Below are 22,315 nucleotides of genomic sequence, written 5' to 3'. Positions count from 1 at the left end.
GCAAACAAATGTGTTTATTTGCAGTGTCGAATCTTAAAGGCTAGGGAAGTACGTTAGAAAGTATGTCGTCGGTCACTGCTTTTGTAACCACCGCGTTGCCAATGCCTTTAGGAAGCACAAATCGTATGCTACCGGCTTCTACTTTCTTGTCTCGCTTCATATGCTTGACGTAGTCAGCTTTGATCATACTCTTAGGGCCTTCAACGGGAAGGTCGAAGGCTTTAAACAGCGCGATAACACGACGAGTTTCTGACGTTTCAAACCAATCTAGCTCTTGTGCAGCTAAACAAGCAATTATAGTACCAGCTGCCACGGCTTCACCATGCAACCAGTTGCCATAGCCTTGCTCTGCTTCAATAGCGTGACCAAACGTATGGCCCAAATTTAGAATGGCGCGAAGTCCGCCTTCTCGTTCGTCTTTTGCTACCACATCGGCTTTTATTTCACAGCAGCGGTGAATAGTTTGGCTTAACACGTCATTGTCGAGTGCTTTCAGCGATTCCACTGCAGACTCAAGCCAAGTGAAGAAAGGTGCGTCGTAAATAATGCCATACTTCACGACTTCAGCCATCCCAGCCGCGAATTCTCGCTTTGGAAGGGTGGATAATGAAAGTGTGTCTATTGCTACAAAAACAGGTTGGTAAAAAGCACCAATCATGTTTTTCCCAAGAGGATGATTGACTGCAGTCTTTCCACCCACTGATGAATCAACTTGGGAAAGTAATGTAGTAGGAACCTGAATAAAAGGGATGCCGCGCTGATAGGTTGCTGCTACAAAGCCAGTCAGATCACCAATTACCCCACCGCCCAATGCGATTAATGTGGTATCGCGAGCGGCATTTAGCTCTAACAAACGAGTCATAACGACTTCGAATTGTTCGAGGTTTTTATACTGTTCGCCGTCGGGCAGGATAATGGTTTCTACGTTAACGTCACCACAGGCAGCTTTTGCTGTCTCTAGGTACAAGGGCGCAACGGTTTCGTTGGTAACGATAACAGCGAGAGGCCCTTTTATGTAAGGGCTAAATAGAGCAGGCTGCGAGAGCAAACCTGCTTCTATCTGTATTGGATAGCTACGGTCTCCAAGTTCCACAGTTAAGGTTGACATGGGCGCAGCACCTCCTAATACATTATGCTATTTAAAGACCGATTTTACTGATGATTTGGTTTGCTACTGCACGTGCAGACTGGTCGTCGGTATCAACTACGTAGTCGGCTACCTCTTCGTACAAAGGGTTGCGTGAGTCAGCTAGGTCGCGAAGTACCTTCTCAGGATCTTCGTTTTGAAGAAGAGGACGACGCTTGTCACGTTGTGTACGAGCTACTTGCTTATCGATAGTGGTTTGCAAGTAAACAACGATACCGCGGGCAGATAAACGGTTACGTACTGCTTTAGTCACGATAGAGCCACCGCCAGTAGCAAGCACAATGCCTTGCTTGTCGGTTAAATCGTTGATGACGTTTTCTTCGCGTGCTCTAAAACCATCTTCACCTTCTAAGTCAAAGATCCAGGCGATATCAGCCCCAGTGCGGCGCTCAATTTCCTGATCCGAATCAAAAAAATCCAAGTGAAGTTCGTCTGCTAGATGTCTACCGATAGTGCTCTTGCCAGCACCCATCGGGCCAACTAAAAAGATATTACGTTTTTCAGCCATATTTGCTTATATCACAACTTAATCATGTTAGGGGCAGTGCACTGTTGCCTTACCAGCCTACCCATTGACTCGTGCCTATTTAATGTCCAATAAGCACCACTCCTTAAACCTCGTTAATATTTCGAGGCGGCGATTATCTCAGTTTCCTACAAGGCGTTGCAAGTTTTGTTACCAACAATATGCATATACCTGTAATTTCACTTAAAAAAACAGGGTTAAAACAAAAAACGTGCAAGGTTATGCACGTTTTCTTGGTAACTCAGGGAGGGTGTTACGGTTTTTCAGTAATTATTTTCGGCGTTACAAAAATTAATAACTCGCGCTTTTGCTGTAGCTCAGTAGTATTTCTGAACAATGCACCTAGCACGGGTAGGTCGCCAAAAAGTGGTACTTTATTTACACCGTCACTACTTGTTTGCTGGAAGATGCCGCCTAGAACAATTGTTTCACCATTCTCAACCAGCACCTGCGTCTGTATTTCTTGTGTATCGATTGCTACTGCATCCCCAGTTGATGTGGATACTGTTTCACCTCGGGTATCTTGTGTTACCACTAAATCTAAAATAATTCGGTTGTCCGGTGTGATATGCGGCGTTACTTTGAGTGATAATACCGCCTTCTTAAATTCAACCGCTGTGGCGCCGCTTGAGGTGGCTTGCACAAACGGGATCTCAGTACCTTGCTCAATATACGCTTCGTGTTGATTGGCCACCGTGATGCGCGGGCTGGCAATGATTTCCCCCTTGCTTTCAGACTCCAGTGCCGACAGCTCTAAATCTAATATGGTGCCATCAATTAAGCTTGCCACTTGAAAGCCTATGGTGCCCGCAGCACTGCTCACCGGTAAGTTAACGTTTAATCGGTTGTTGATTGAGGGAACAATGCCACCTGCAATGGTATCTGCACCTTCAAGAGAGCCAGATACACCGTTGTCATCTTGTCTGTCACTGAAGCCCCAACGAACGCCAAGTTGTTCATCTACGTTATCCAGTACGGTTACCATACGGCTTTCAATAAGCACCTGCTTAACGGGAATATCAAGTACTTCAATGGTCTTTCTCGCTTCATCGATAGACTCCAAGGTGTCTCTTATCAATAGCGTATTGGTGCGCTCATCAACGGTCACTCCGCCTCTATCTGAAAGAATACCGCCTTCCGATGATTTTAAAATTGCGGCCAGTTCTGTTGCTTTTGCGTAGTTAATCGCAATATCCACTGTTTGCAATGGGGCTAAATCGGCCACCTGCTGACGAGACTGGAGCGCTTGGGTTTCTCTTGCGGATAATTCTTCTGCCGGTGCAATAAGTAAAATATTACCTTCTAAACGCTTGTCTAAGCCTTTTACTCGCATGATCATATCGAGGGCTTGATCCCACGGAACCCCAGAAAGGCTAATGGTGACATTGCCTGTCACCGAATCGGTTGTAACGAGGTTGAATCCATTAACTTGAGCAATAATCTGCAGAACCTGACGTACCGGAACGTCCTGGAAGTCGAGAGATATGGGTTCGCCAGTATACTTTTTCTCGCTGCTAAGGGCTTCTTGCTGTTCTTTACCCATAGGTACTATTTCAATGTGAAGCTGCTTCCCTTTTACCGTGTTTCTAACGGTAACCGCGCCTTCATAATTGACTTCAATACGAGCAGATATGTCGTCTTCAAAAGTTTCGATTGTAGAAACCACGGTGCCGAAATCAGCCACATCCAGCTCTACAAACTGATTTTCACCCAGTTTAGTGGCCATTAAAGTTACTGATACTTTGCCCTGAGATTCAATAAGCTGGGTCTTAGGTACTTGGCCTTCAAACGTCACCACAGTAATCGCGGTGTTGTTGGCGTTTTGCGTAAAGTCCACATCAGTGATGGTAGTGGTCACGCGCTGAGCATCGCCCATAGACTGCGGGTCGACTAAAACTGGCTCTTGTGCTTTTGAGGGAGCAACAAACAAAGTAAAAGAGAGAAACGCGGCAATAGTACCCGCTAACCAATACCATCTAGGCCCGCTACGATTTAGAGACTTATTAAATATGTATCGCTCGGCCATGTTTACTCTCCCGCCTGTGATGCTGTTGTCATTGTTGTTGTTTTCCTTTGCCAGCAGCCAGCACCATCTGGTAATAACTGTTCTATAATAATTGATTCTGTGCCAATTTGCGTAATGCTACCGTAAAATAGCCCAATTCGGCTTTTGGCTTTTGCTTTGTGCAGCACGCCGTCGTTACTTTTTATGAGCGCCCATTTTTCGCCCTGAACGGTAAAACTTCCAGTGAGTGCGAGAGCGTCTAAGCCATAACTTTCTAACGCCTGTTTGGGGCGTTGAAAATCAGGTTGTAAGCAATTTTCAACCCGAGTTTGGCTCACTACCGCAGGTATCCCTCTTGGCTGTTCAAAAGGGCTTCGTAACGAACTTGCGCTGTATGCAAAAGGCGGTTGAGTTTCAAATTTAGTGTATGGCTCTACGCTCGGCTGAGCTCGGCTTTTAACGCTTTCTGTGTAAGCCTGTAAATCGTTGATTTCAGGGGTGCATCCAGAAATCATAACAAAAATACACAAAGATAAAAGATATCGCATTAGTCTTCTTCTCCCTCTAAGAGTGAGGGATTGTCAGAACGGTAGGTTCTTGCCTGTAATCTAAGGGTTAAGCCACCTTCATCGCGGGCAATATCAAAGTCGTGCAAAGTGACAATACGAGGTAGATCTGCCACGTTAGAGACAAATTCGCCAAAGTTGTGATAACCGCCGCTTACTTCCATCTCTATTGGCAGTTCTGTGTAGAATTCTTTTGGCACTTCTTGCTGCCAGTTGAGCAGTTTAAAGGTTAATCCTGCCGAGGTGCCCACGTAGGTAATATCGTCAAGTAGTCCCGGTGTCTCATTACTGGTAGGTAAACTTTTCAGCATAGAAGAGAAGTCTTTTTTGATTTGCTCTAACTGGGCTTGGTAAGCATCGAGGTTTGCAGCAATTCTATATTTAGCTTCAAATTGAAGCTTTAATTCGTCTTCTTTTAGTTTCGCTGTATCTAATATAGGAAGCTTTGGACTTATCAGCAGGTAGTAACTTAATGCGCCGATGGCAATAGCCACAAAGGCAGCAACAACAATGCGTACTTCATTGGGCCAAATGGCAATTTGTTCGAAATCGAGTTCGTTGAGTTCTTTTAGTTTTGAGACATCAAATTTCATCTACTGAACCTCACTTTCTGCATCTGTCACTGGCGCTAGATTGGGTGCGATAGAGAATGTAAGAGTAAAGTCACTCACTGCACGCGCGGCGCTGCTATCCGATTTAATGGTAGATAGCTCAGCAGACACAAAGGTGTCAGAGCTGTCTAATGCGCGCATGAAATCCGATAGTCTGTTGTTTGAATCACTCGTACCCTCAATTTTTATGCTGTTTCCAGTGCGAGCCATAGTGTTAAACGCTACGCCTGAGGGTACAAGCTTGGCTAGCTCATCAAACACAATAGGCGAGATATTGCGACTTGCCTGAAGTTGTTCAATCAGGGTCATCCGTTGTTCAATGGCGCTTTTATTTTCTTTTACTTTCTTTATATCGCCAATTTGATTGTCTAAGGCGGCAATTTCACGTTCTAGAAATTGGTTTCGCGAGTTTTGATGGCTAATTTGCTGATCAATTGCTTGTCCAACAAACCAAAATATTAGCCCAACAATCGCCGCTACGGCCACGAGTGCTGCGAGATACTGTTGCTTTTGATGCTGGCGCTGTTTTTCGCGCCAGGGGAGCAGGTTTACATGTGCCACGGGGTAAAACTCCTACTCGCTAGGCCTGCTGCTATGACAAGTTGAGGCGCTAATTTTTGTAGTTTTGCCGCATCCAATTTTGGATTTATTGTCATGCCAGCAAAAGGGTTAAAGCGAGCGACATCAAGACCTAAGTCTTGGTTTAAAATATCAACCAAAGGCTCAATGGTTGCTGCGCCTCCGGTAAGTAAAATTTTCTGAGGACGTTCGGCGTGGGTGGTACTCATGTACATTTGCAATGCGCGATTGATGCTTTGTTGAAGGTTAGCGGCAAAAATGGGTAGGGTGTCTTCAACCCAATTTCCCGATAACGTGCCGTCTAGCAACTGGCGTTCTGCGGTTTCTCGCTCAATCATATGAATGGCGCTAATATCGCTAATGAGGTTATTCAGTCCAAAGGCGTGCTCTTTGGTATAGACAACGTTACCGTTTTTTACCACACAGACCTGGAGCAGTGAGGCACCCACATTCACACAACACAAGGACTCGTCGGTTACCGGATTGGCGTGAAAAAAGTCGATGGCATTGCCAATAGCATAGCTTTCCATATCGACAATTTTAGGCTCGAAATTGGCTTCTCTTGCTAGCAGCAGTCTGCTATCTACCAAATCTTTATGTGCAGCCGTTAGCAGAACATTTACTTTGCCTGTATGCGTAGTGCTTGGGCCGATTTCTTCAAAGTCTAAGTAGACTTCTTCTAACGGGTAAGGAATGAGACTGTCAGCTTCTATTTCAATTTGGTTTTCTAAATCGAAATCGCTTTGCTCTGGGTCCATATAAACGACTTTACTGATAACAGACGTGCCCGCAACAGCCACGTTGGCTAACTTAATTTTGGTCTTAAGCGCTTTTCTGATTTTTTTTAGTGCAATACTGACCGATTCATAGTCTTTTATGTCGCGCTCTGAAAAAGCAATTTTACTGATGGGTTCGCAGGCATACCCTTGAAGTACAAACCCGTCTTTTGTCTGCTCTATCCATACCGCTTTTATTTGACGCGTACCTATGTCTAAGCCCACAATGGGCGGCAGCTTTTTTTTCAGTAGCGATTTCATTTATTCGTGCCTAGTTCCAAAGGTAGTTGCTCTAAAGTACAATATTACTCTAAATAATTCATATGTATGGTTCTATTGATAACACATACGTATAGAATATACGTCATTTCATCATAAATTTCCTTGGTACCCGTTACAGTGAAGTACATTAAACCGCTAATCCTTTTCAGTTTCTTATCCGGTCTTCTTGGCTTTGCTGCGCTGGTTGGTATTTACTTTTATATCAAACCTGACCTGCCTAGTGTCACTGTCCTTAAGGATGTTCGCCTGCAAACCCCAATGCAGATATATACCAAAGATGGAAAACTTATTTCCCAGTATGGAGTTAAACGGCGGATACCGGTAAAACTTGAGGAAGTTCCTAAGCAATTAGTCGATGCGATAATTGCCACTGAGGATAGCCGCTTCTACGAGCATCACGGTATAGATCCCATTGGTATAGTTCGCGCAGCAGTAAGCTTAGTACTGACGGGTGAAAAGCGACAGGGGGCCAGTACACTTACCATGCAGTTGGCAAGAGGTTTCTTTCTATCTCGGGAGAAGACGTACATACGTAAGGTGAAGGAAATATTTATTGCCCTTCATATGGAGCAAGAGCTCTCGAAGCAGGAAATTTTGGAATTGTATTTAAACAAAATCGAATTGGGACACCGTTCTTTTGGTTTTGGCGCTGCTTCACAGGTGTACTACGGAAAGCCACTTACCGAGCTGTCTTTAGCACAAATTGCCACTATTGCGGGTCTTCCCAAAGCGCCCTCAGTGCTTAACCCCATTAGCGGGCCAGAGCGCTCTGTTGAAAGGCGACGAGTGGTTCTTCTAAGAATGCTCGATGAAAACTACATTACCAGAGCGCAGTTTGATGAAGCCGCTAGCGCTCCTGTTACTGCACGTAAACACGGCGCTGAAATTGAAGTTGATGCGCCATACCTAGCAGACGTTATTTATTCCGAAATGGTAGAAACCTACGGGAAAGAAGAAGCAGAAACTGGTGGGTATCAAGTGTATGCAACGGCCACATCTGAGCTACAGCTTGCGGCCCAAAGGGCAGTGGTAAGAAATCTACATGATTATGACGAGCGCCATGGCTATAAAGGGGCATTAGGCTATCTGTGGGACATTCCAAAGGCAGAGTCAAAGGATGAGAAAATCCCGCTTCTGTCATTGAGTTTCGACGTGAGCAATCGCACAGAGCGAGCGATGTGGGATGACCCGTCGTTAATAACTGTATTAGAAGAAGTTCCCTATATTAAACCGCTAGTGCCATCAGTGGTGAAAGTGGTAAACGAAAAGTCCATAGAGGTACTTACTGTCAATGGCGAAACTCGCACCATAGAGTGGGACGGCCTAGATTGGGCTCGTCAATACATTACTGACTTCAGGCAAGGAAACGACCCTGACACAGCTGCCGATGTGACGCGCGAGGGTGCGGTAATTTATATCCGTGAGCAAGACAGTGAGTGGCGAATTGCGCAGATTCCTGAGGTAAGCGGTGCGTTTATCGCACTTAACCCTAAAAACGGTGCCGTGGAAGCGGTCGTGGGCGGCTACAGCTTCTACCAAAGTCAGTTTAATCGCGCCACGCAAGCTAAGCGTCAAGTTGGCTCTAACATAAAGCCATTTGTCTATTCAGCCGCAATCAACAGCGGTTACACATTAGCGTCTATTATCAACGATGCCCCGATAAACCAGTGGAACGCTGCAACGGGTGTGGCATGGCGGCCGCAAAATTCACCTGCTGAATACGATGGTCCTATCCGCATGCGAAAAGCATTGGGTAAATCGAAAAACGTGGTGTCAGTTCGACTGCTTCGCGGCGTAGGTTTGCGCGAAACAGCGAATTACCTTACTCGTTTTGGTTTTAACAAGGAGGATATTCCTCTCGATGAAACCGTATCGTTAGGTTCAAGCTCTCATACTCCTCTTGAAGTGGTACGGGGCATGTCGGTCATTGCCAATGGCGGTTATTTGGTTAACCCTCACTTTATTAGTGAAGTGCTCGATGAGAATGGTGAACAGCTATGGCAGGCAAACCCGGTATGGGCATGCCATCGCTGTGAAGAGGAAGACCAGTCTTCAACGTCACAGCCCTTAGATGAAGATGATATTGAGGCATTGCTTGCTGCTCAGCTTAATGAAGATGCCGGTACAGTAGATTTGACTAATGACGTTGAAGAAAAGACCATAGCGCCTCAGGTTATCAGTGCACAAAATGCATTCCTCGTCGCTGAAATGATGCGAACGGGCGTAAGGGCCAACGGTGATTGGAACAAGAAAACCTACTGGCTAGGAACCGGCTGGCGAGCTAGAAATATATTGCAGCGCACGGATATTGCCGGTAAAACCGGTACAACTAACGACTCGAGAGATACTTGGTTCAGCGGGTTCCACAAAGACATCGTGGCCACTGCTTGGGTAGGGTTTGACAATATGAGCCGCCAGCTTGGACGCGCCACACGCAATCAAAACTTAATTAATAAAAAACCTGAGAAGTTTAATTGGATTGGTAATGCGCTTATCGGAACAGAAGATGGAGCTAAAGCCGCAGGCCCTGCCTGGATCCGCTTTATGGAATATGCACTGGCCGACAAACCTTATTCTCCGTTACCTGTGCCTGAAGATATCGTTCGCGTGCGCATTGATCGTACCAGTGGAAAGTTGACCAATCGCACAGACCATACGACACTATTCGAATACTTCCTTCAAGGTACAGAGCCTACCGTATACGTTCGTGACAACGATGTGGTAGACCCAGCCGAGCAGGATGAAACAACAACGCCAGAGTCAGAAGAAATATTTTAAAAAAGGGAAGGGCGTGCAAAACCACGTCCTTTCAGGCTTTGGCGCTCCATTTGCCTGAACCCATAACCGGAAAAAACATGTCAGAAGATTCACAGCGCTATCTCTATATCCCACATTCCGGCCCTTCATTGCTGGAAACTCCGCTACTTAACAAGGGCAGTGCCTTTACTGCCCGAGAAAGAGCTGCATTCAATCTAACGGGATTAGTGCCTCCGCGGTATGAAAGCATAGAAGAGCAGGTTGAACGCGCTTACATGCAGTACAGCAGCTTTGACGAAGCATTGAACAAGCACATTTACTTGCGTGCAATTCAAGATAATAACGAAACTTTATTCTATCGTCTCATTCAGAAATACATTGATGAAATGATGCCGCTCATCTACACCCCTACTGTTGGGGATGCCTGTGAGCAGTTTTCTGATATTTACCGCAGTTCTCGTGGTTTATTTGTGTCTTATGAAGAGCGTCACCAGATAGATGACATTGTTCGCAACGCCACAAAACGCAAAGTAAAGGTCATCGTTGTAACAGACGGCGAGCGTATCTTAGGTTTAGGTGACCAAGGTATTGGTGGCATGGGTATCCCTATTGGGAAACTGTCGCTGTATACCGCCTGTGGCGGTATTAGCCCAGCCTATACATTGCCGGTGATGCTCGATGTGGGCACCAATAATGAAAAGCTGCTTAACGACCCTATGTACATGGGAGCTCGACACCCTCGTATTGAGCAAAAAGAGTATGACGAGTTTGTCGACTTGTTTGTACAAGCAGTTAAACGACGCTGGCCTGACGTACTTATTCAATTTGAAGACTTTGCTCAGCCAAACGCCATGCCGTTACTTAATCGCTATCGCAATGAGATCTGTTGTTTCAATGATGATATTCAGGGCACCGCGGCAGTTACTCTAGGCACAATATTAGCCGCCTGCAGAACAAAGCAACAAAAGCTCAGTGAGATGAAGGTTGTTTTTGTGGGCTCTGGCTCGGCCGGTTGCGGTATTGCTGAAATGCTAATTCAGCAAATGGTATTTGAAGGGTTAAGTGACGAGGAAGCGCGAAAGCAAGTATTCATGATCGATCGCTTTGGCCTCTTAACCGAAGGTATGGAAGGGCTACGTGACTTCCAAGAAAAGCTTCAGCAAAAACAAGAAGACCTTGCCGACTGGACCTTCAGTGGTGACTATGCGTCGCTTCTTGATGTTATGCATTGTGCACAGCCCGATGTACTCATTGGGGTGTCTGGCCAGCCAGGTTTATTCACTGAACAAGTCATTCGCGCCATGAAGCAAAACTGCGAATTGCCTATTATCTTTCCGCTGAGTAACCCTTCACGCCAAGTAGAAGCGCGGCCGGAGCAGGTGATTGAATGGACGGATGGAGAGGTGATCATTGCCACCGGAAGCCCATTTAAGCCGGTTGAGTACAATGGCAAGGTGTTCCCTATCGCCCAGTGCAATAACTCTTATATCTTTCCCGGTATCGGTTTAGGTGTTGTTGCTGCAAAAGCGAAACTAATCAGCGATGAAATGTTAATGGCTGCCAGCAACGCTCTCGCTAAAGCGTCGCCATTAGTCAACACTGGTGAAGGCTCGCTGTTGCCATCCTTGGTACAAATTGCAGAGCTTAGTCGAGATATTGCTTTTGAAGTTGGCAAAGTAGCGATGCAGCAAGGCTTGGCCTTAGAAATGTCTGAGGAAGCACTTCGTGCAAGCATTGAAAGGAATTTCTGGAAAGCCGAATATCGACCCTACAAACGAGTGAGTATTTAACTAACCTGAATCCTGTTTAAGAAACGGCGCTCAGCACCACTAGAAACGCGAATTACTGCGTTGCAAAAGTAAGTAATAGAACAACTATTACGTGACTTTTGCGCCTTGCACTTCGCATTTCTAGCAGTACTGAGTTTGAAATTTTAATTTATATCTTATAGAACAAATGCTTGCACCATTCTTTAAACAGGGTTCAGGTTAACTATTAAAAAAGCAGGCGCAACGCCTGCTTTTTTGTATGTACTTTAAGGTGAAACATATCCTAGCAATCGCCTTTCTACCTCCCTCGGTAAAACATTGTCACCAATGTGCAACATTTTCCTCTATTTCTTCTTGATTTTTTCGCTTTAAATTTTATAACACGATGAAAATAATAGTTTTTTTGAAGTTGGCTTAATTATTGATAACTAGATATTGATATGCACAGTTGTGCAAGCACGCGTGACGAATAAGCGCGGTGCTAATGCAGTTAATTGATATGTACGGGTAGATGAGCGCTAGTGTAATTCGCTAGCTCAACTCGCTAACGCTATCCGTACACTACCGCTTTGCGTGCAATGGAGTGTGCGCCTTTTATTGTAGGCCGAGCTGGTAAATTTCACCGCTCGGCTTTTTTTATGTTGGTGAGCCTATAACCTTGTTTATTGGTCGACACCGGTGAGCTCTATCTCTTTAAAAGTTGTTCTTAGTTAATAGATACATTTTACAAGCAGCGACAAAAAGGAAAAGCAATGTCAGTATCTGATAATTACACCCCTCCTAAAATATGGGCGCAGGACAAAGACGACGGTAATAAGTGGGCTAGCATTAATCGCCCTGTGTCTGGTGCGACCCATGAAAAGGCCCGTGAACAAGGTGAGCATGGATTTCAGCTTCATTCTTTAGCCACACCAAACGGGCAAAAAGTCACCATCATGCTAGAAGAGTTGTTGGCCGCAGGCGTGGATGAGGCTGAATATGACGCTTGGTTGGTGAATATCGGAGAGGGCGATCAATTTTCTTCAGGCTTTGTGGATGTAAACCCAAATAGTAAAATACCCGCGATGGTGGATACTACAACCACGCCGGAAACAAAGCTGTTTGAGTCGGGCTCCATCCTGATGTACTTAGCTGAAAAGTTCGATAAATTTATTCCCAAAGATGCTCATGCTAAAGCAGAATGCATGAACTGGTTATTCTGGCAGGTGGGCAGTGCGCCTTATCTCGGTGGTGGTTTTGGCCATTTTTACAGTTACGCGCCATACCCAATGGAGTACCCCATTAACCGCTTTACTATGGAAACGAAACGTCAATTAGATGTTTTAGATAAGCATTTGGCGAAGAATACATTCATGGCGGGCGATGAGTACAGCATAGCGGATATCGCCATATGGCCATGGTACGGCAACCTCGTGCTAGGTAATTTGTATGACGCCGCTACGTTTTTACAAGTAGAAGATTATACCCATCTGCTTGAATGGGCCCAGCGTGTTGAAAAGCGCAAAGGTGTGCAGCGCGGCCGTATCGTTAATAAAACGTGGGGCGAAGACGGACAGTTGGAGAACCGACACAGCGCTGCTGATATTGATAACGCCCTAGCGAATAGCTAAAGACGTTTGAAACAAGAGGAAGATGACTGTGTAAAGCGCCATCATTGACGTTGTCGGTGGTGGCGACACAGCTGTTTTTCGTGATGCTAGTGACATTAACTAATGCAGTTAATTATTGCAGTTAACCAACGCAGTTAACTAAGCACAGTTAACTAAGCGCAGTTAACTAGGCACAGTTAATTAAGCACAGTTAAACAAGCACAGCTAAATAAGCACGGCTCGGCTTTTATAGTAGGCTTTTTGCAACGGTTTCAGATCCCAATCTTCAAGTGATACTGAAAAACGAAAGTCGCCAACGTTTCCTTCCCACCGTGTTTCTGGAGGTGTTGCCCACGACTTCATAAACACCAATTTTCCTTGAATACAGTGCAGCACATCAATATTTTGCTCACCGTCGGCACCATAGTATTTAGTTTCTGTAATAGCGGAACCTTCTTCGCAGGGTTCGTCAAAGAATACAAAACCTCGATAACGGCCATTATCGCTAATGGTTAAAAGGGCTGCATAATTTTCATCTACGTATACCTTACGCAAAGCAGGTAAATCCCCTTCAACTCTCTTTATTTGAACACGCCGCTTTTCGTCAAACCATGACCAACCTTTGCTGCCCATAAAATTAAGTTCTTCTCGTTTCAAGGCGTGTTTACTCATACTTTTATATGAAAAAAGGGCGCCCGCGCCTATGGTGAGAAGCACAAAGACAATAGCAACAGTGAGTAGTCGTGATGTATGCAGCGCCATAACCATAAAGAAAAATGAGTGATAGTACGATTACATAAATATACGTAGATAAAGTGGTAAACGTTTGTTTATCTCATCCAATTAACCGGAATTTAATGTATCAGGGTTGGGTGTTTGCTCAGTATGACTTAGCCGACAAAAACTACGGCGCTCAAGTAAGAGAGATTGTGCTATCTCGCTCAGCTAGTTAAACCTTAGGGGAGAAAAACGATAAAAGCCGTGGCGAAAGTCACGGCTTTTTACTCTGCGCTAAGCAACACTATTAAAGTACTCAGTTACTTTAGGCCAAAGGTGTTGGCACTTGCGTGAGAAGAATTTCATGTGACCAATGTCTTTCACGTTGTACTCAGCAGGGTCAAGCTGCTCCACTTCAGCCTGCATATTGGGGAACACACTTATCATGTCATGCACATTTTTTATGTTAGCTATGTCATCATCAGTGGCAAGTAACCATTTTGAGGGAATACGGATATCGTCAAAATAATGGTTTTTTACTTCCTTCCCAAAAGCCGTTTTTATGTATCCACTGCCGTTACACCATTGTTGCCACTGGCGAGCAACCTTTTTTGGCAATGGCTCACCCATACCAACCCATTGTGAGTTCGTAAAGCCAAACAAAAAGTTACTTAAGGGAATAAAACCATTCATAAAAAAATGCGCTTTGATTAAATATCCCTTACGCATATTACGTAAGCTACCTGATGAGCTTCCAAAGTTACAAAACGCACTCAGGTCGTGAACATTGTGCATGAGACCTAGCAATTGCCCACCTGCGCTATGGCCCACTAAAAAATAGTGACAGTGTGAAAAGTGAGATTTGAGCGTTGATAATATGGCAGGCATGTCTTGCTCGCCCCAGCTTACCAGCGACGCATTACTGTGCTTTAACGGAACGTTAGACGATTCTCCAATACCACGATTATCGAATGTGATAACACCGTAGCCCTGTTCGCACAAATACGTTGCGAAGGCGCGATAAAATTGACGTTTTATGCCCGTAGCAGGGCCCACCATGATAGCTGCTTTCGCTGGGGGAATCGGTGTAAATAAAGTGGCTTTTAGCTGAGTTTTGTCTTCGCAGGTTACAAAGATATCGTCGGTTTTTATGTCTGTCACAAATAGGCCCGCTCGCAGTTTCTGGTCTAACCAGTAAAGCGAGTTTGCTGTTAATTTGCAACAAAGAGGGTATTTATTTTGATGATAAATGCCTATGCCAAAGCGGCCTTTAGAGCCGTTTGGCATAGGAGAAAAGGCTACTCTACGTTTAGTGTAAACACCTTCGAATTACGCTGGAAGTTGTAAAGCTCTTTTTTCACTTCTGGCAAAGCGCTGATATCTGCAGGCTGAAATCCCTGCTCTAAAAACCAGTGAGCCGTCACTGTGGTCAGTACAAATATACGATTGATACACGCTTCTTTAGCACGCCTGCATACTTCTTCTAGTATACGTTCCCCGCGGTTTTTGCCGCGGTAATCTTGATGTGTTGCCACACACGCAAGCTCGGCACAGTCATCCTCGGGATACAGATAAAGTGCTGCGCAAGCGATGATCATTCCATCACGTACAATAATAATAAATTGATTAATTTCACTCTCAAGGCGTTCGCGAGAGCGTTTGACCAATACGCCACTGTCCTCTAAAGGCTTAATAAGATTCAGTATGCCGCCCACATCGTCAATGGTAGCAGCTCGCAATTGCTCGTAATGATGTTCCATCACTAATGAGCCTGTGCCATCGCGAGTGAACAGCTCTTGAAGCAGTGCACCGTCGTTTTCATAACTAATGCAGTGTGCTCGCGGCACGCCAGCAGATACGCTGGTGGTGAGAGCACGCAGTACAGTGTGTTCCGTGGTAATGCTGCCGCCCATTATCATTTTCTCTAACTGAGGGCGCTCGATGGTGCGAAGCAGTTTTCCATCGCTGTTATACACGCCATCGTAATTTGAAAATACAATGAGCTTGTCGGCTTTAAGTGTAATTGCAGCTTGGGTGGCCACATCTTCATGAGACAGGTTGAACACCTCTCCTGTCGCTGAATACCCCATGGGCGAAAGCAAAACGATTGAACCGTCATTTAAATGATCGTTAATGCCCGTTATATCAATGCGTCTCACTAAACCGGTATTTTCAAAATCAATACCGTTGCGCACTCCCATGGGTTTTGCCACAACTAAATTTCCAGAACAAACGCGAATTTGTGCGCCGTGCATTGGAGAGTTTGGAAGGCCCATGGTTAACAAGGCTTCTACTTGAGAACGCACCGAGCCAGCGGCGTCTTTTACGCACTCAAGAGTTTGCTTGTCGGTAATTCTTACGCCGTCTTCAAAGCGTCCTTCAATATTGCGAAGGGCCACTCTTGAGTCTATTTGCGGCCTCGCACCGTGCACAATAACTACGCGCACGCCAAGCGTATTCAGCAATGCGATATCGTGAATAATATTAGGGAAATTGGGATGTTCAATGGCTTCGCCACCGAACATCAATACAAAGGTCTTTCCCTGGTGGGCATTAATATAAGGCAGCGAGCTGCGAAATAATTTGATGCCATCGTGATGCGCTAATACCATGCGAGTATGTCCCTACCGCTACCCTTGTTTATCTAAGCTTTCCAGCTCTTGATCCAAGCTTTCCAGTTCTTGATACAGCGCTTTAGTCACTGTTTCTTTACTGGTTCCGCCAAGTATATTTCGTTGATTAACGCCAAACTCAAGCTGCAGCACCGGATACACATCGTCTTCAATCTTGTCGCAAATAGACTGCAGCTGGCTAAGGGGCAAATCTTCAATGGCACAGCCACTATCAATAGCCTGCAGCACCACGCGACCTGCAATATCGTGACCGGTTCTAAACGGAATGCCTTTGCCCACCAAGTAGTCAGCAAGTTCAGTGGCATTGGAATACCCTTGCGCTGCAGCAACGCGGCAGCGCTCCTCGTTTAGTTGCAACGAGTCGAGCACTTCACTGGCGATGCACAAACAAATATGCCATTGATTGACAGCGTCAATAGCACCTTCTTTGTCTTCCTGCATATCTTTGTTGTACGCAAGAGGCAGCCCTTTCATGGTGACTAGCAGAGCTTGTAGTGAACCGAAGACTCGGCCGCATTTCCCGCGCATTAACTCTAGTGCATCCGGGTTTTTCTTCTGAGGCATAAGTGAAGAGCCCGATGTCACGCTATCACCTAGCTGAAGAAAGCCAGCTTCGCCAGAGTTGTAAAAAATCATATCTTCAGCCAGGCGAGATAAGTGCATCATGCTTGTGCTTGCGGTGAATAAAAGCTCAAGCACGAAGTCGCGATCTGAAACTGCATCTAAGCTGTTTAGGCAAGGAGAATCAAACCCTAACTCATCGGCAATGGCATGGCGGTCAACAGGGAATGTTGTACCAGCTAATGCACCAGAGCCCAGTGGACACTGGTTCATTCTTGCTTTTAGGTCATCAAGTCGACTCAGATCGCGCTTTAGCATTTCAACGTATGCCAAGCACCAATGTGCAAAGTGAATAGGTTGAGCGCGCTGTAAGTGGGTATAACCAGGAATGATAGCTTCCTGATGGCGACTTGCAGCGTTTAGCAGCGATTTAATGACGCCAAGAACGTCGCTGCGAAGTGAAGCAATATGTTCGCGAACCCATAGCCTGAAATCAGTGGCAACTTGGTCATTGCGACTTCTACCCGTGTGTAGTTTTCTGCCAATATCACCCAGCTTTTCGATAAGCGCAGCTTCTACAAAGCTGTGAATATCTTCTTCGCTAGAGGCATCAAAATCTAACTCGCCGGCATCAGCTTGCGCTTTAAGCTCGCTCAGTGCTGCTTCTAGCTGCTGCTGTTCGTCAACAGTGAGCACGCCCGCTTTTTGCAGCGCGCGCGACCAACTTATTGAGCCTTGTATATCTTGGCTCGCCATAACACGGTCAAACGGTAAAGAGTCGTTAACCTGCTTAAACATACTACTTGCACCGGATTCAAACCGGCCACCCCACAACGCCATGTGATACTCCTTTAACCTTTGTGATTAGCCTTGGTTTTTTAATGCTTCAATACGACTAGACAGGCTGAATAAACGGATAAATCCTTCAGCGTGTTTTTGGTCGTATACATCATCGGCGCCAAATGTGGCGAAGTCTTCAGAATACAAGCTGTTAGGCGAGCGACGCTGGGTTACAGTTGCCTGACCTTTATAAAGTTTAACCACGATATCACCCGTCACTTTTTTCGCGAAGGATGCCGCACCAGCAAGCAGTGAATCGTTTAGCGCAGTAAACCAACGTCCGTCATACATAACGTGGGAAAACTCTAAGCCAATTTGCTCGCGGTATTTAAGCGCTGCTTTATCAAGTACCATTGTCTCAAGTGCTTTGTATGCTTTTAGCAGCACTGTGCCGCCAGGAGTTTCATAACAGCCACGAGACTTCATGCCCACTAAACGGTTTTCAACAATATCGATACGACCCACGCCGTGTGCCGCCGCAACCGTGTTTAGCTTCACTAACGCTTGATATGGCGATAATGCTTCGCCGTCAATGTGAGTGAGTCTACCTTCGTTAAATGACAAATTTATGCGCTCTGGTGTGTTTGGCGCATCTTCTGGGTCTACCGTCATAGTCCAGACTTCTTTCGTCGGCTCTTGCCATGGATCTTCAAGCTCACCGCCTTCGTGAGAAATATGCCATGCGTTGGCGTCACGGCTGTATATCTTTGTTGCTGAGGCCGTAGTGGCAATGTTGCGCTCGGCCAAATAGGCCAATAAGTCTTCACGGCTTACCATATCCCACTCACGCCATGGTGCGATAACCGTTAAATCTGGTGCTAGTGCCGCAAAGGTACTTTCAAAGCGTACTTGGTCATTACCTTTACCGGTACAGCCGTGACACAGTGCATCAGCACCTACTTTTCTTGCCACTTCTACTTGCGCTTTTGCGATAACCGGGCGGGCCATTGAAGTACCTAATAGATACTCGCCTTCATATACAGCGCCTGTGGTAATTGTTGGAAAGATGTAGTCGTTAACGAACTCTTCTTTCAAATCGATGATGTGGCACTCGCTAGCACCTGAAGCGATCGCTTTTTCATGAAGGCCTTCAAGCTCTTCATCCCCTTGACCTACATCAGCGGCAAACGCCACTACTTCACAGTCATAGTTTTCTTTAAGCCATGGAATGATAGCTGAGGTATCAAGCCCGCCGGAGTAGGCCAACACGATTTTTTTAACGTTTTGCATCTAAGTAGTTCCTCTTAGGCACTGAGTAATTGAGTAAGGATGGCGTTTTGGCCATGCATTCTGTTTTCGGCTTGCTGCATTAATAGCGACTTGTCACTATCAATCAGTGAGCCAGTAATTTCTAAGTCACGATGGGCCGGCTGGCAGTGCATTACACAGCTTGCACCCGATGCCTCCATTAGCGCTTCGTTCACTTGATACGGCATAAACGTTGCCTTAATAGTTTCAAGCGGAGTGTCATCACCCATTGAAAGCCAAGTGTCGGTATAGATGACATCGGTACCATTTGCGGCTTCTAACTCGTTACTTTCAACAATGGTTGCGCCGGTCTTCTCAGCTAACGCTTTTGCATGAGCGACAATGTTGGCATCTGCTTCGTGACCTTTCGGGGTAATCACAACTTGGTTGCAACCTAACAGGGCACCAACAATCAATAGCGAATGGGTTACGTTGTTGCCATCGCCGATATAGGTCATAGTCAAACCTGTGGTTTTACCAAAACGCTCGAACATGGTGAGGTAGTCGGCCAAGCCTTGGCACGGGTGGTATTTATCGCACAATGCGTTAACCACAGGTACATTTGCCGCTTCAGCATAGGTCTCTAATGTCGAGTGAGAAAATACGCGAGCAACAATGGCATCCGCCCAGCACGAAAGGTTTGCTGCGGTATCTACCGAGTCTTCACGACCGGCCAGCTTGCCCGATTGTACATCAAGATACACCATGTGGCCGCCAAGCTTGTTAATACCAATATCAAAGCTCACGCGTGTGCGCAGAGACGGTTTTTCAAATAGCGCAACAATCGACTTTCCTTTTAGCACATTGCTATAACTTGCCGGTGCTTGCTTTATTTCAACCGCAAGTTTAAGTAATGCTTCCATTGCCTCTGGGGTCCAGTTGGCAAATGTTAATAAATCCTGTTTCATTCGTTGTCTCCCAAGACGCCATTTAGTGACGAGGTCTCGCAGGGTATAATTTGTGTACCCGTGTTTTTATTAAGTATGTCAGTGATATCTGCAGTCCAGCTGGCAATATAGACCGCACGCGATAGAGTGTTTGCTGACTGAAGAGCTGCGTCGACCTTTACCTTCATGCCATCAATAATAACGCCCGCAGCAGAGTATTCTTCTATGCGCGTTGCGTCTAACTCGCCAATAAGCGCTTTGTTGCCATCGAGCACGCCATCAACGTTGGAAAGCAGCAATAGTTCGGCATCCAGTAATTCAGCAATTACCGTTGCTGCTTGGTCGGCGTTGATGTTGAGCAATCTGCCTTGTGCGCTTGAGCCAATAGAGCTGATAACCGGCAGCACTGACTGGGCTAATACGCTTTTTAAAAAGCTAGCGTCGGCAGTGGCAGGCGTACCAACGGCACCGTATTTGTCTGCCAGTGGTTCACAAACTACCATGTTTCCATCAAGTAGTGATAAGCCCACGGGCGTTAATCCCGACGCTATTGCCGCAGCACAAAGCTGTTTGTTTGCCGAGCCCGCTAGCGCACCACAAATGTAAGGCATATGTTCATCTGGGGTTACCCTTAGCCCATCTATCTTAGTACTCTTAAGTCCTAAGCTCGCCATTAAGGTTTCTACCAATGGCCCACCACCATGCACAACCACTACAGGACGGCTTTTTTGTACTTCTTTAACGCTTAAAAATAACCGGGTCATCGCAGCGGCGTCATCGAGTAACGCGCCACCTACCTTTATGACAATGGGGGAACGGCTCATAGTACTAACCCTGTTTCTATTGGCTGTTTAGTCATAATGTTTACGCATTGAATGGCCTGCGATGCTGCGCCTTTCATAACGTTATCAATTGCTGATGTGACAACGGCATAACCTGATGACTCATCAAGCTTCCAGTAAAGGTCAATAAATGGCGTGTGCGCTACATCATCTATTTTAGGGAAGCTGCTGCGCAAACGAACAATAGGCTTATCAGCATAGGCAGCTTTATAGGCTTCATCAAGTTGCTCTTGAGTGACACCTGATTTTAATTTCACCGTTACCGTAGCTAAGATCCCGCGTTTAAAATTACCTAGATGAGGGGTGAAGATAACGGGGGTGCCTAGGTATGCCTCAATTTCCGGCGTATGGCGGTGGCCTAAAACACCATAGGCATGCAGGCTAACTTCGAAAAAGCTGGTGGTAAGGCTTGCTTTTCTACCGGCTCCAGAGACACCGGACACCGCATTAATGACGGGGCGAACAGCGTTATCTAACAAGTTGTTTTCACCTAGCGGCTTAAGTGCACTTAGGCTGGCGGTGGGGTAGCAGCCCGGTACAGCAATAATTTTGGCTTGCTCAATAGACGAGGAATACCACTCAGCCAGTCCATAAACCGCATTGTCTAAACTTTCTTGCTGCATGTGAGGAAAACCATAAAACGCCTCGAATACCTCAGTGTCTTTTAGCCTAAATGCGCCAGACAGATCGAGTACTTTTGCTGAGCCTGAGGTAAGCACTGGCATCCAGTCGTGGCTTGCTTCATGAGGCGTTGCTAAGAATATAAAGTCAACGTCATGCGCTAACGACTCTAAAATGCTGTCGCTAATGGGGATAAGTGTTGCATCAACGTGAGCTAACTTTCCGTGAAGCTCGCCAATGGGTTTATTGGCATCGGCGCTGTTCGATGACACATAGGTTCCAGACAGCGTCAATGCAGGATGCTGTTGAACTAACTCTACAAGCTGTGCCCCGGTGTAACCACTGGCACCAATAATTGATACGTTATACATAATAAGTCTATTTTGAATAAAGAAAAAAAATCACTTTTTACCTTTGTAAACTGATTGGACTCTATTGCCTAACCGCTACCACATTACAAAGGTAAAAAGTGTGCTACTGCAACAGCATAGATGAACGCGAGCGTCGTCGCACACTATGCAAAGTGTAGCTAGCCAGGGGAGTGGTAAACATGGTTACGTTGCTATTAAATTCAGCAGCGTAAATCGATGTTGTCATTATGCGTTCCTGTATCGTGTCATCCTCACAATGGACGACTGTTTTGACCGTGGATAAGTCTATCAATTCTGAATTTATATGCAATATTAATGTATAAATATTTTAAATTGAGTGGTCTTTATCGCTTTTTGCTGTGATATATTCGTTAACTAATATAGTACATTAGTATCTGTTACATAAATTTGACACGGACTTCGCTGATATTGAATATTTATACATGCCGTTTTGGCGAGGATGGCTATGTAAACAGCGTAAGACGTTGTACACTTTCCCTGTTGTCATAATTGGTTATTATTATTGGTTGTCATAATCGTATTTATTGGTTTACACATAAAAAGGCACATTCAGCAATGAGCAAGCTTACTTTGGCCCTAGTTGCCCACGACCACAAAAAACCTGAGTTGTTAGCGTGGGCGAATCAGCATAAAAAGATATTAGAACAGTGCAATCTTGTCGCCACTGGAACAACAGGGGGGCTGGTTGCTGATGAAATTGGACTTCCGGTACAGCGCTTTAAAAGCGGCCCGTTAGGTGGTGACCAGCAAATTGGGGCACTGATTGCTGAAAATAAGTTAGATGCCTTATTCTTTTTCTGGGACCCGTTAAATGCCGCTCCTCACGACCCCGATGTTAAAGCGCTGCTGCGCTTGTGTTCTGTATGGAACGTACCTGTGGCGTGCACACCGGCAACCGCCGATTTAGTTGTGACGTCACCGCTATTTTTGTCGCCAGAATATAAGCCAGTTAAGCCCCACTTTTAAA

General features: G+C 45.7%; 19 protein-coding genes. 4 read left to right on the top strand and 15 right to left on the bottom strand.

What is annotated here, in order from left to right:
* Window positions 1-40: 40 nt before the first annotated feature.
* From aroB to pilM, 7 genes are all read right to left on the bottom strand, one after another.
* Window positions 41-1,108, bottom strand: coding sequence for a 3-dehydroquinate synthase (gene aroB / locus AC27HD_RS14760; RefSeq protein WP_487106777.1), 1,068 nt, complete (start codon window positions 1,106-1,108; stop codon window positions 41-43).
* 31 nt (window positions 1,109-1,139) lie between these two features.
* Window positions 1,140-1,655 (bottom strand): shikimate kinase AroK, encoded by a 516-nt coding sequence (aroK, locus tag AC27HD_RS14755; protein ID WP_032095188.1) that lies wholly within the window; start codon window positions 1,653-1,655, stop codon window positions 1,140-1,142.
* Window positions 1,656-1,926: 271 nt separating this feature from the next.
* Window positions 1,927-3,699 carry a type IV pilus secretin PilQ gene (locus AC27HD_RS14750; protein ID WP_487106774.1) on the bottom strand — a complete coding sequence of 591 codons (1,773 nt, stop codon included), beginning with the start codon at window positions 3,697-3,699 and terminating at the stop codon, window positions 1,927-1,929.
* A gap of 2 nt (window positions 3,700-3,701) precedes the next feature.
* Window positions 3,702-4,226, bottom strand: coding sequence for a pilus assembly protein PilP (locus tag AC27HD_RS14745; protein ID WP_032095190.1), 525 nt, complete (start codon window positions 4,224-4,226; stop codon window positions 3,702-3,704).
* On the bottom strand, window positions 4,226-4,837 hold the full coding sequence (locus AC27HD_RS14740) for a type IV pilus inner membrane component PilO (protein WP_032095191.1): 612 nt from the start codon (window positions 4,835-4,837) through the stop codon (window positions 4,226-4,228). The genes AC27HD_RS14745 and AC27HD_RS14740 overlap by 1 nt, the downstream gene beginning before the upstream one ends.
* Window positions 4,838-5,416 (bottom strand): PilN domain-containing protein, encoded by a 579-nt coding sequence (locus AC27HD_RS14735; protein WP_032095192.1) that lies wholly within the window; start codon window positions 5,414-5,416, stop codon window positions 4,838-4,840.
* On the bottom strand, window positions 5,404-6,471 hold the full coding sequence (gene pilM, locus AC27HD_RS14730) for a type IV pilus assembly protein PilM (RefSeq protein ID WP_032095193.1): 1,068 nt from the start codon (window positions 6,469-6,471) through the stop codon (window positions 5,404-5,406). The genes AC27HD_RS14735 and pilM overlap by 13 nt, the downstream gene beginning before the upstream one ends.
* Window positions 6,472-6,609: 138 nt before the next feature.
* Between pilM and AC27HD_RS14725 the strand changes: the two genes are divergently transcribed.
* The 3 genes from AC27HD_RS14725 to yghU all read left to right on the top strand — a co-directional run bounded on the left by AC27HD_RS14725 (window position 6,610) and on the right by yghU (window position 12,628).
* On the top strand, window positions 6,610-9,270 hold the full coding sequence (locus tag AC27HD_RS14725; protein WP_487106771.1) for a penicillin-binding protein 1A: 2,661 nt from the start codon (window positions 6,610-6,612) through the stop codon (window positions 9,268-9,270).
* A 77-nt stretch (window positions 9,271-9,347) separates the two neighbouring features.
* Window positions 9,348-11,039 (top strand): NAD-dependent malic enzyme, encoded by a 1,692-nt coding sequence (locus AC27HD_RS14720; RefSeq protein WP_032095195.1) that lies wholly within the window; start codon window positions 9,348-9,350, stop codon window positions 11,037-11,039.
* Between the two features lie 731 nt (window positions 11,040-11,770).
* Complete coding sequence (yghU, locus tag AC27HD_RS14715; protein WP_032095472.1) at window positions 11,771-12,628, top strand: glutathione-dependent disulfide-bond oxidoreductase; 858 nt, start codon at window positions 11,771-11,773, stop codon at window positions 12,626-12,628.
* Between the two features lie 204 nt (window positions 12,629-12,832).
* Here the strand turns inward: yghU and AC27HD_RS14710 are convergent, their stop codons facing one another.
* The 8 genes from AC27HD_RS14710 to argC form a co-directional block, all read right to left on the bottom strand.
* Entirely contained in the window at window positions 12,833-13,279 is a 447-nt protein-coding gene (locus AC27HD_RS14710) for a hypothetical protein (protein ID WP_152561520.1), read from the bottom strand.
* Window positions 13,280-13,618: 339 nt separating this feature from the next.
* Window positions 13,619-14,485 (bottom strand): alpha/beta hydrolase family protein, encoded by an 867-nt coding sequence (locus AC27HD_RS14705; protein WP_487106768.1) that lies wholly within the window; start codon window positions 14,483-14,485, stop codon window positions 13,619-13,621.
* Between the two features lie 137 nt (window positions 14,486-14,622).
* Window positions 14,623-15,936 carry an amino-acid N-acetyltransferase gene (gene argA, locus AC27HD_RS14700; RefSeq protein WP_032095470.1) on the bottom strand — a complete coding sequence of 438 codons (1,314 nt, stop codon included), beginning with the start codon at window positions 15,934-15,936 and terminating at the stop codon, window positions 14,623-14,625.
* Between the two features lie 18 nt (window positions 15,937-15,954).
* The gene (gene argH, locus AC27HD_RS14695; protein ID WP_032095469.1) at window positions 15,955-17,358 is read right to left on the bottom strand and encodes an argininosuccinate lyase; all 1,404 of its coding nucleotides are present in this window, start codon (window positions 17,356-17,358) and stop codon (window positions 15,955-15,957) included.
* A gap of 24 nt (window positions 17,359-17,382) precedes the next feature.
* Window positions 17,383-18,588 carry an argininosuccinate synthase gene (locus tag AC27HD_RS14690; protein WP_032095468.1) on the bottom strand — a complete coding sequence of 402 codons (1,206 nt, stop codon included), beginning with the start codon at window positions 18,586-18,588 and terminating at the stop codon, window positions 17,383-17,385.
* A 14-nt stretch (window positions 18,589-18,602) separates the two neighbouring features.
* Window positions 18,603-19,514, bottom strand: coding sequence for an ornithine carbamoyltransferase (locus AC27HD_RS14685; protein ID WP_487106765.1), 912 nt, complete (start codon window positions 19,512-19,514; stop codon window positions 18,603-18,605).
* Entirely contained in the window at window positions 19,511-20,317 is an 807-nt protein-coding gene (argB, locus tag AC27HD_RS14680; protein WP_487106763.1) for an acetylglutamate kinase, read from the bottom strand. The genes AC27HD_RS14685 and argB overlap by 4 nt, the downstream gene beginning before the upstream one ends.
* Complete coding sequence (gene argC, locus AC27HD_RS14675) at window positions 20,314-21,327, bottom strand: N-acetyl-gamma-glutamyl-phosphate reductase (RefSeq protein WP_487106761.1); 1,014 nt, start codon at window positions 21,325-21,327, stop codon at window positions 20,314-20,316. The genes argB and argC overlap by 4 nt, the downstream gene beginning before the upstream one ends.
* Before the next feature lie 576 nt (window positions 21,328-21,903).
* Between argC and AC27HD_RS14670 the strand changes: the two genes are divergently transcribed.
* Window positions 21,904-22,314: a methylglyoxal synthase gene (locus AC27HD_RS14670; protein ID WP_032095464.1), complete on the top strand. Its 411-nt coding sequence runs from the start codon at window positions 21,904-21,906 to the stop codon at window positions 22,312-22,314.
* Window position 22,315 lies beyond the last annotated feature (1 nt).

It is taken from the genome of Alteromonas sp. 4NS20-0143 (assembly GCF_057542855.1).
The sequence above is the reverse complement of the archived record's forward strand: the minus strand, read 5'-3'. Positions and strand labels throughout refer to the sequence as shown.